The sequence below is a fragment of the Flavobacterium magnesitis genome, from assembly GCF_041729735.1.
GTDB lineage: Bacteria > Bacteroidota > Bacteroidia > Flavobacteriales > Flavobacteriaceae > Flavobacterium > Flavobacterium magnesitis.
The window spans coordinates 57,698-66,414 of the sequence record NZ_JBCFQK010000023.1; the positions used below are offsets into that span (position 1 = coordinate 57,698).

Annotated in this window: 6 protein-coding genes; all 6 read right to left on the minus strand. The window is 33.4% G+C overall.

Annotated features, from left to right (window positions below):
* Window positions 1–17: 17 nt before the first annotated feature.
* The 6 genes from AAGV33_RS13840 to ychF all read right to left on the minus strand — a co-directional run bounded on the left by AAGV33_RS13840 (window position 18) and on the right by ychF (window position 8,589).
* Window positions 18–2,750 carry a DNA gyrase/topoisomerase IV subunit A gene (locus AAGV33_RS13840; RefSeq protein WP_373392720.1) on the minus strand — a complete coding sequence of 911 codons (2,733 nt, stop codon included), beginning with the start codon at window positions 2,748–2,750 and terminating at the stop codon, window positions 18–20.
* A gap of 9 nt (window positions 2,751–2,759) precedes the next feature.
* Entirely contained in the window at window positions 2,760–3,836 is a 1,077-nt protein-coding gene (locus tag AAGV33_RS13845) for a PDDEXK nuclease domain-containing protein (protein WP_373392722.1), read from the minus strand.
* Between the two features lie 23 nt (window positions 3,837–3,859).
* Complete coding sequence (locus AAGV33_RS13850; RefSeq protein WP_373392723.1) at window positions 3,860–5,722, minus strand: DNA topoisomerase IV subunit B; 1,863 nt, start codon at window positions 5,720–5,722, stop codon at window positions 3,860–3,862.
* Window positions 5,723–5,849: 127 nt separating this feature from the next.
* Window positions 5,850–6,377 carry an NADPH-dependent FMN reductase gene (locus tag AAGV33_RS13855; RefSeq protein WP_373392724.1) on the minus strand — a complete coding sequence of 176 codons (528 nt, stop codon included), beginning with the start codon at window positions 6,375–6,377 and terminating at the stop codon, window positions 5,850–5,852.
* Window positions 6,378–6,382: 5 nt separating this feature from the next.
* Complete coding sequence (locus AAGV33_RS13860) at window positions 6,383–7,306, minus strand: YihY/virulence factor BrkB family protein (RefSeq protein ID WP_373392726.1); 924 nt, start codon at window positions 7,304–7,306, stop codon at window positions 6,383–6,385.
* Window positions 7,307–7,494: 188 nt separating this feature from the next.
* The gene (ychF, locus tag AAGV33_RS13865) at window positions 7,495–8,589 is read right to left on the minus strand and encodes a redox-regulated ATPase YchF (RefSeq protein ID WP_373392727.1); all 1,095 of its coding nucleotides are present in this window, start codon (window positions 8,587–8,589) and stop codon (window positions 7,495–7,497) included.
* Between the last annotated feature and the right edge of the window lie 128 nt (window positions 8,590–8,717).

The following is an 8,717-nucleotide window of genomic DNA, read 5'->3' on the forward strand; positions in this document are numbered from 1 at the left end:
TGGCGGAAGCTTTTTTGTTATTCTAAAATTAGGCCAATTTGACCGTCATCATCCAGTTGGATGGGACCATCATCAGCATTTAATTCGCCTCTGACTTCCATTTCCTCCGGAATAACTTCTTCTGGAGCTTCATAAGGCAAAGATTCTAACAAATTCACTTGTTTTAATTTCTCTGTCGTCAATTGATTTCCTAATGCTTTAATTCCTTTTACAGCAATAAATTCTTCAATATCCACCTGTAAACTCTCTTTTTGAACTCCTTTTATCTTTGGATAAACCAATTGCGCAACTGGACGATAATCCGTCGATACAATTTCTAATTGCGAATTAGGATGTTCCGTTATAAAAGTTTCTTCTTTGTTTTCGGTTTCCACCAAGAAACGTTTTAAGTAATAACGCTCTTTTTCGCCATCATAATAAATAACCGAAATAGGTTTTTTAGGAATCCATTTTTCTAAAACAATCATATCCTCCTCAAAATGAGTTGTCAATTCAGGAATAACTACTTTTAATTTTCCTGATTGCTGGATTATTAAAATTTTATCATTGGGTCTAAATTCGCCTAATAATTCTCCTCTCGCATCAACATTCAAGCGTTGCACTGTATCATCGTACCAAATTTTTCTTGGCAATAAAGTAGAAATTCCTTTCTCCTTAATTTCTATTTTTTTGATTGGATATTTGGATGCCAAATTTCCTTTTGAAGCTCTTCCTTTTATTGCTAAATTGGCAAAATCAATATCAAATTTCAATTTCTTGATAGTTCCTACCTGACGTAAAATAACCGTAACTACTTCTGCTTCTCCATTTGGATTACAAGTAAAATACAAAATTTGCGAACCTTTAGTTCCATTAGTTAAATCATATAATTTATCTCTTGTAACTCCCGAAACATTAAACCTCTTAATGTATGAAGGTCCTGATTTTCCATCACGATAAATCACATTGTAAATAGTACGTTTATCGCTTTTGTCAAAAACAGCTACGTGAATGATATCTTTTCCAACAAAAGTCTTCGCATCCACTTTTGTAACCATCATATTTCCATCGCGTAGAAAAACAATTACATCGTCAATATCAGAACAATCAGTAACGTATTCGTCTTTTTTTAAACTCGTTCCCACAAAACCTTCAGCTCTATTAACATACAGTTTCGTGTTTCGCAATACCACTTTTGTCGCTTCGATATCATCAAAAATGCGTAATTCCGTTTGGCGTTCACGTCCTTTTCCGTATTTCTCTTTTAATTTAGTAAAATAGGCAATGGCAAAATCGGTTAAATTGGCTAAATGAAATTCTACTTCTTTCATTTCTTCTTCTAATTTCGAAATAAAATCATCGGCTTTATCTGAGTCAAAACGAGTAATACGAATCATCGGAATTTGCGTCAATCGCTGTAAATCGTCATCATTAATTACTCTGACAAATGATTCGCTGAAAGGTTCAAATCGGTCGTACATGTATTTGTACAAAGATTCTCTGTCAGAATACAATTTGAAATCAATATACATTTCCTCACGAATGAAGATTTTCTCTAAAGTAGAAAAATGCCATTTATTTTTTAATTCTTCTAATTGAATTTCTAATTCCTGACGTAGTAAATCTTGAGTTCTTGCTGTCGAAATTTTCAACATTTCCGAAACTCCAATAAACAATGGTTTATTGTCTTCGATAACACAACCTAAGGGTGCTACAGAAGTTTCGCAAGCCGTAAAAGCAAATAATGCATCAATGGTTTTATCGGGAGAAACTCCTGGGTAAAGATGAATTAAAATTTCAACCTCAGCAGCAGTATTGTCTTCAATTTTCTTGATTTTGATTTTTCCTTTATCATTCGCCTTCAAAATACTATCAATCAAAGTTGTAGTATTTGTCGAAAACGGAATTTGGGTAATTGCCAAAGTATTTTTATCGAGTTGGGCAATTTTAGCACGCACACGTACACGTCCGCCACGCAATCCGTCATTATAATTAGACACATCTGCAATACCTTGTGTCATAAAATCAGGATATAATGTAAACGGTTTTCCTTTCAAAATTTTGATAGAAGCATCTATCAACTCATTAAAATTATGTGGTAAAACTTTTGTAGAAAGTCCAACAGCAATTCCTTCGGCACCCTGAGCCAAAAGCAACGGAAATTTTACAGGAAGATTATTTGGTTCTGCACGACGACCATCATAAGAAACACCCCAATCGGTAATTTTTGGAGAATACAAAACCTCCAAAGCAAATTTTGACAAACGTGCCTCAATATAACGTGAAGCCGCCGCTCCATCACCTGTTAAAATATTTCCCCAGTTTCCCTGGCAATCGATCAATAAATCTTTTTGACCAATTTGCACCATGGCATCACCAATACTCGCATCACCATGAGGATGATACTGCATGGTGTGACCAACAACATTGGCAACCTTGTTATAACGACCATCATCTAGCTCTTTAAGCGAATGCATAATTCGTCGTTGTACTGGTTTGAATCCGTCTTCGATAGCAGGAACGGCACGCTCCAGAATAACATAAGAAGCATAATCCAGGAACCAGTCTTTATACATTCCCGTAACTTTGGTAATGGTATCTTCGCTGTTTTCGTCGTTCTCGTAAAAATGCTGTCCTTCAAAATGTTTGGCATCTACCACAGGAATAATTTCATCAGCATCCTCTCCTTCCTGATTTTCATCAAGTGGATTTTCTTCTGAATTATTTTCTTCGTTATCCGGAATTATGTTATCGTCTTCTTCGTCTTTCATTTATTCAAATTACGAAATTAATTTTATCAAATCTTCCTTACTAGGAAGAACTGTTTTGTATTTGCTGGCAAAAATTTGCTCATTATTTTCTGGTAAAGTATACTCAACAACTAAATCACTTTTGTTTTGACAAAGTACTATTCCAATGGTTTTATTTTCATCTTCCAATCGCATTTCTCTATCGTAATAATTGACATACATTTGCATCTGACCTAAATCCTGATGTTTTAATTCACCAATTTTCAAGTCAATTAGAACAAAACATTTCAAAATCCGATTATAGAAAACCAAATCAATTCGGAAATGTTTATCATCAAAAGTAATCCTTTCCTGGCGGGCAACAAATGTAAATCCGTGACCTAATTCTAAAAGAAAATGCTCTAGCTTACTGATAATTTCTGCTTCTAATTCTGTTTCAGAATATTGATGCAATTCTGGCAATCCAAGAAATTCTAGAATATAAGGATCTTTGATAATATCTTTTGGTTTCTCAATGATCTGACCTTGTTCTGAAAGTTTTAAAACTCCTTCCTTATCTCGGCTCAAAGCCAATCTTGTATAAAGTGCAGAATTGTATTGGCGTTTTAATTCTCTTAGACTCCATCGATACTTAATCGCCTCAATTTCATAGAATTTTCTTTCTTTCTGGTCATCAATATTTATTAAAAATATATAATGAGACCATGTCAATCTAAAATTCAAAGTAACTTTTGCTAATTCAATTCTATCTTGACTTTTAGAAATACTAGACACTGTCTCGTATTTTTGATTGGTATCTTTTGAAATACTAGACACTGTCTCGGAAATTGAATATACTAAATACAATTTCCTCATATTTTGCAAATTATCTACCGAAAACCCTTTCCCAAACTCATTTGTCAATTGTTTAGAAAGCCCTTTTAGAATTTGCTTTCCATATTCAGCCCGGTCTTTTCCACTTTGTTCTTCTTCAACTATTATTCTTCCAATTTCAAAATAGGTGTAAACCATTGTTGAATTTACAGTACGTAAAACCTGTTGCCGAGCATTTTGCAATAGCTCAACTACTTGCTGGAATAAAACTTTATTTTGAAGATCTTTTGACAATTTTTTCCTCTTTTAAACTATTTCTAGCTTGCCTCCAATGTATCCAACTCCACTTTCAAATTCTTAATAATAAATTCTTGTCTGTCTGGTGTATTTTTTCCCATATAGAATGACAATAATTGCTCAATCGAAGTATTTTTATCCATCATAATAGGATCTAAACGGATCGTTTCTCCAATGAAATTCTTGAACTCATCAGGAGAAATCTCTCCCAAACCTTTAAATCGGGTGATTTCTGGTTTTGGTTTCAGCTTTTCAATGGCAGCTTTACGCTCTTCTTCAGAATAGCAATAAATGGTTTCTTTTTTATTTCGAACTCTAAACAATGGTGTTTGCAAAATATACAAATGCCCTTCTTTGATTAATTCGGGAAAAAACTGCAGAAAAAAAGTAATCAATAACAATCGAATGTGCATTCCGTCAACATCGGCATCGGTAGCAATTACAATATTATTGTAACGTAGGTTTTCCATATCGTCTTCGATATCTAAAGCGGCTTGCAACAAGTTAAATTCCTCATTTTCATAAACAATTTTCTTGCTCATGCCATAAGAGTTCAATGGTTTTCCTCGTAAACTAAAAACAGCTTGTGTATTCACGTCACGAGATTTGGTAATAGATCCCGATGCCGAATCTCCCTCGGTTATAAAAAGTGTACTTTCTAAATACCTTGGATTTTTAACATCTGGTAAATGCACTCGGCAATCACGTAATTTTTTATTGTGTAAACTGGCTTTTTTTGCTCGGTCTTTCGCTAATTTCCGAATGCCCGAAAGTTCTTTACGCTCTCTTTCAGCTTGCAAAATTTTGCGTAAAAGCAAATCGGCAGTTTCCGGATTTTTATGTAAATAATTGTCTAAATTATTTTTCACGAAGTCGTTTACAAATGTTCGAACAGATGGCATTCCTGGCTCTGAACCAATATCGGTAGAACCTAATTTGGTTTTAGTTTGCGATTCAAAAACGGGTTCCATCACCTTGATACTTACCGCACCAACGATGGATTTTCGAATATCGGAAGGTTCAAAACCTTTGTTATAAAACTCACGGATGGTTTTTACAATAGCTTCTCTAAAAGCCACCAAATGCGTTCCTCCCTGAGTCGTATTTTGTCCATTTACAAAAGAGTGATATTCCTCGCTGTATTGGGATTTACTATGAGTCATAGCAATCTCGATATCATCTCCTTTTAGATGAATAATATTGTAAACCTTATCTTCTTCAGCTATATTTTCGTCTAATAAGTCACGTAGTCCAAAATCAGAGAAATATTTTTCGCCGTTATAAATTATAGTCAATCCTGTATTCAGATAACAATAATTCTTTAGCATTTTAATTACATACTCATTTCTAAATTTGTAATTTTTAAAAATAGCTTCATCAGGGATAAAAGTAACTTTAGTTCCTTTTCGTTTAGTAGTTTCAATTACATCTTCTTCTAAGACTAAGTTTCCAGCAGAAAATTCGGCAGCTTTTTGTTTTTCTTCCCGAACTGATTCCACACGGAAATAATTCGACAAAGCATTCACCGCCTTAGTACCAACGCCATTTAAACCTACGGATTTTTTAAAAGCTAAGGAATCGTACTTTCCACCAGTATTCATTTTAGAAACTACATCAACCACTTTTCCTAACGGAATTCCACGACCGTAATCACGAACAGAAACCGTTTTGTCTTTGATCGATACTTCAATCGTTTTTCCAGCACCCATGACAAACTCATCGATACAGTTGTCAAGCACTTCTTTTAATAAAATGTAAATTCCATCATCTGGCGAAGAACCATCACCCAATTTCCCGATATACATTCCGGGACGCATACGGATGTGCTCTTTCCAGTCGAGCGATCGAATATTATCTTCGTTGTATTGATTTTGTTCAGACATTTTAAAATTTATCGATTTTGTGCTAATATAAGATTTCCCGATAGATTTTAAAAGCAGAATGAACCAAAGTTATTAAGAATAATATTGACAAAGAAAAACAAGAAAACCGAAAGTAAAAATTAGAATTTTAGATTCCCAAACTGTTAATAATTACTTTCAATTGATTGTCTAATTCATCATTAGAAATCTTTCCCTTTTCTATATCAAAATTAGCATTAAAACTAGGCAATAAAAAAGTAGCTTTAACATCAGCTCCATAACGCGGAAAAGCGTTTTTAGCAATTTCTAAAACTGACGCTCCTCCTCTACCACCTGGAGAAGTAGCCATAAGCAGCATAGGTTTTTCTTGAAATACTTTAACATCAATTCGAGAACACCAATCGAATACGTTTTTAAAAGCCGCCGAATAATTTCCGTTATTTTCCGCCAAAGAAACCACTAAAAAATCAGCTGATTTTATTTTCGTCAAAAAAGCTTTCGCTAAATCGTGTTGACCAATTTCAGCTTCGATATCCACACTAAACAAAGGCATTTGATAATTATTCAAATCCAAAACCTCTACTTCAGCATTTTCGAAAATTGAAGCTGCATAAGTAGCTAATTTTTTATTGATCGAATTTTTACTAGGGCTTGCGCCAAAAGCTATTATTTTCATTTATTTTATTTTAAAGTTGGATCAATCTCTATAATCTCTTTTTTTATTCGTACAGAATATTTATTTGGCCTAATCGCTCCACCAAAATTCTTGGCATACACTTTTGTAAACTCAGCTCCAAAATATAAAATGATTGCCGAATAATACACCCAAACCAAAATTATTATTATTGAACCTGCCGCTCCATACAACGTAGCAATTGAAGAACTTCCTAAATAGAATCCGATCGCAAATTTGCCTATTATGAAAAATAAGGCCGTAAATGAAGCTCCAATTAAAGCATCTTTCATTTTAATAATTCCATCAGGAAGTGTTCTAAAAATAATAGTAAATAACAGCGTAATTATAGCAAAAACGATAACGATATTAAGTACATAAAAAAAATAAAAAGCACTTTCAGGAAAATAATTCATAATCCTTCCGCTCAATACATCCAATACTGTATTGACCATTAAACTCACCAACATTAAAAATCCAACGGAAGCAATCATAGAAAAAGACATTACCCTATTTTGAATGAATTTTTTCAATCCTCTTTTTGGTTTTGCACTAATTTCCCATATAAAATTAATCGAACTTTGAATTTCTGCAAATACACCCGAAGCACCAATAAGCAACATCAATACCCCAAAAATGCTCACAAAAACATTACTATCTGCAAGAGCAACATTCTTGATAGCATTTTGAATCTGGATTGCAGCATCATTACCAATGAGTTCATTAATCTGTCCGTATAATTGTCCCGAAACAGCTTCCTCACCAAAGAAAAAGCCACAAATGGTGATTATAATAATTAATAATGGAGGCAATGCAAAAATGGTATAATACGATAGAGCAGCACTTAATTTAATAGCATTATCATCTAAGAAAGCCAAACCACTTTCTTTTAAAAGAAATCCTGCTCTCGATAAAAATTCTTTAGGCTTCATTATTTTGAATTTCTGAATTTTACAATATTTTCAAATTTAAGCAATTTTAGAAAGTAAAAATTTTCAACATTCGCTTTAAAAATTACATTATAACCATGCAGTTATCTCTATCCTAACATTTTTTCATAAAAAAACTGCCCAATTCCTTGAGCAGTTTTATCTATATTCTTTGTTCTATATTCTATAAACTATACATTAAAACGGAAATGCATCACATCACCATCTTTAACGATATATTCTTTTCCTTCAACTTTAAATTTCCCAGCTTCTTTAGCTTTTGCTTCAGAACCGTAAGTAACATAATCCTCATACGAAATTACTTCAGCACGAATGAATCCTTTTTCAAAATCAGTGTGAATAACACCAGCAGCTTGTGGTGCTGTAGAACCAATATTGATAGTCCAGGCACGAACTTCTTTTACACCTGCGGTAAAATAAGTTTGTTGCTTTAATAATTTGTAAGCTGCGCGAATTAAAACAGAAGCTCCTGGCTCTTCAAGTCCCATGTCTTCTAAGAAAACCTGACGCTCTTCATAACTTTCTAATTCTGTGATATCAGCTTCTGCACCAACAGAAAGTATGATTACTTCAGCATCTTCGTCTTTTACTAATTCTTTTACTTGGTCTACATATTTATTTCCGTTTACAGCTGAATTTTCATCTACATTACAAACATACAATACTGGTTTTGCTGTAATTAACTGAAAAGTTTCCAATAAAACTTCCTCATCATTATTTTGTGGAAGAATAGTACGAGCTGATTTCGCTTGCAATAACGCTTCTCTAATTCTATCTAAAAGTGCTTTCTCTGTTTGTGCTTCTTTATTTCCAGTTTTAGCTGCACGATTTACTTTTTCTAAACGTTTTTCGACCGTTTCTAAATCTTTCAATTGCAATTCGATATCAATCGTTTCTTTATCGCGAATTGGATTCACATTTCCGTCAACGTGAACAATATTATCATTATCAAAACAACGCAATACATGAATAATAGCATTACATTCTCTAATGTTACCCAAGAATTGATTTCCAAGACCTTCTCCTTTACTTGCTCCTTTTACCAAACCTGCAATATCAACAATATCAACAGTTGCCATTTGAACACGTTCTGGTTTTACTAATTCCTCTAATTTATTGATACGTGGATCTGGTACATTTACCACACCAATATTAGGTTCTATAGTACAAAATGGAAAGTTTGCACTTTGCGCCTTAGCATTGGACAAACAATTAAATAAAGTTGATTTCCCTACGTTTGGTAATCCTACAATTCCTGCTTTCATGATCGTATTGTTTACAGCTAGCGTTTTCGCTATGCGTTTTGGTTTTGATTTTAAAAGTTGCAAATATAATATATAAAATTCATAGATAGCCTAATTCCATAATTAATAAGAAATGGCTATTTCTTTCT